We start from the raw sequence: 1,708 nt of genomic DNA on the forward strand, positions 1-1,708 counted from the left end.
ATACAGGAAGCTTCTCGCTGATGAACTATGAGAATACCCTTTTCGCGAAGGATAATTCGTCTATATTCAACACGTACGCCTTCGGCTTGGCAGCCATCGTATTCGTTGTTGTACTGGGTATTTTGATTTCCTATCTCACGGTGCGTAAGCCGTCTATGCTTACGAGTCTTCTGGATACTCTGACCATGTTCCCGTACATCATTCCGGGTTCTGTTCTGGGTATCGCGCTTCTGTCGAGCTTCAACTCGGGCGTTCTGGTACTGTCGGGCACGGCGCTTATCATCATAATTTCTCTGACGATACGCCGTATGCCGTACACCATACGCTCCAGTACAGCCATCATAGGACAGATTTCTCCAAGCGTGGAGGAGGCTGCTGTAAGCCTCGGCGCAAGTGAGTTTACCTCCTTCCGTAAGGTCATGGTTCCCATGATGCTGCCGGGTGTTCTTGCAGGTGCAATCATGAGCTGGATTACTCTTATTAGTGAGCTCAGCTCCTCGATTATCCTCTACACCCAGTCCACAAGTACGCTGACCGTTGCGATTTACGCTGAGGTCATCCGCAGCAACTTCGGCAACGCTGCCGCGTACTCCACGATTCTGACACTGACCTCTATTCTTTCGCTGCTGCTGTTCTTCAAGCTCACGAAAAACGAAGATATCAGTGTGTGATGTGAATATTTGAAAAAAAGAGCCCGTTGCATTAAGCAATTTGCCTAATGCAACGGGCTCTTTTATGGCTTTAACGAGGTAATAGGAACAACATATACGCCGTCTTCGCGTTTATATGCGGCGTTGCTCAAGCCGCAGAGGACACAGAGAAATTTTGGTTCTTTTCCTTTGCCTTCTTTTGCAATATCGGCGCGGATGCTCAAAAGATTTTCTGCGGCGGAATCAATCTGATGGGCGCCCAGTTTGATTTCGAACGCGCCCCAGTCGCCGTTTGGCATTTCCACAATCGCGTCGATTTCTTTCTCACGATAATCCTGATAATGGAAGAGCTTGCCACCGTGGGGCATAGCATAAAGCCACAGGTCGCGCTCGCACATGGATTCAAACAGGAAACCCATTGTATTAAGGTCGTTGATAAGGCCTTCTTCGTTCAGCCCAAGCAGGCTGCAGGCAATGGAGGGGTCGGTCAGATGACGCTTGCTGCTTTGCTTGACTCGTACCGATGAACGAACACCGGGGCTGAAAGGTGGCTGGTCTTCGATTAGATACAATCTGCGAAAGACATCCAGATATTCTGCAATGGTGGGGTCGCTTATAGCAATGCCATCAACCTCCATAATATCTTTTTTGAGTGTCTTGTTTGATACGGTCGTTGATTCGTTTCTTGCCAAAGATTTCAGCAGGCGTATCATTTTTGAACTGTCTCGTTTTATTTCATCAAGTCGGTTAGAGCCGTCATCAATAATTGCATTGATATAACCCTGGGGGAGAAGGTGGTATTTTTCCTTCGGAACCGTCAGACTTTGGGGCCAGCCGCCGCGGACAATAAGCTGCGCTATTTTTTTCAGCTCGACTTCTCCGGTAAGCTGTGTCTCTACGTCTCCGGTAAATAAGGATTGAAGAGATATTTTCCCGTCAGAATCGCCGGATTCCCATAGGGACATTGTACGCATTCGGAGAGGAACGATGCGCCCTGCACCGCTGTGCATTATGCCTTTTCTTTTCGGGGTAGATGAGCCGGTCAGAATGAACTGCCC

General features: G+C 48.7%; 2 protein-coding genes. One reads left to right on the plus strand and one right to left on the minus strand.

All coding sequences use genetic code 11. The annotated features are described in order from the left end of the window. Window positions 1–671 (plus strand): ABC transporter permease (locus ACY69O_RS00615; RefSeq protein WP_462331536.1); only part of this gene is annotated, 671 nt, incomplete at its 5' end. 62 nt (window positions 672–733) lie between these two features. On the opposite strand, the gene ACY69O_RS00620 is transcribed toward ACY69O_RS00615, so the two are convergent. Then, window positions 734–1,708, minus strand: a 975-nt coding sequence (locus tag ACY69O_RS00620) for an ATP-binding protein (RefSeq protein WP_462331537.1), incomplete at its 5' end; no start/stop codon positions are given.

The sequence above is a fragment of the Schwartzia sp. (in: firmicutes) genome (assembly GCF_978017985.1).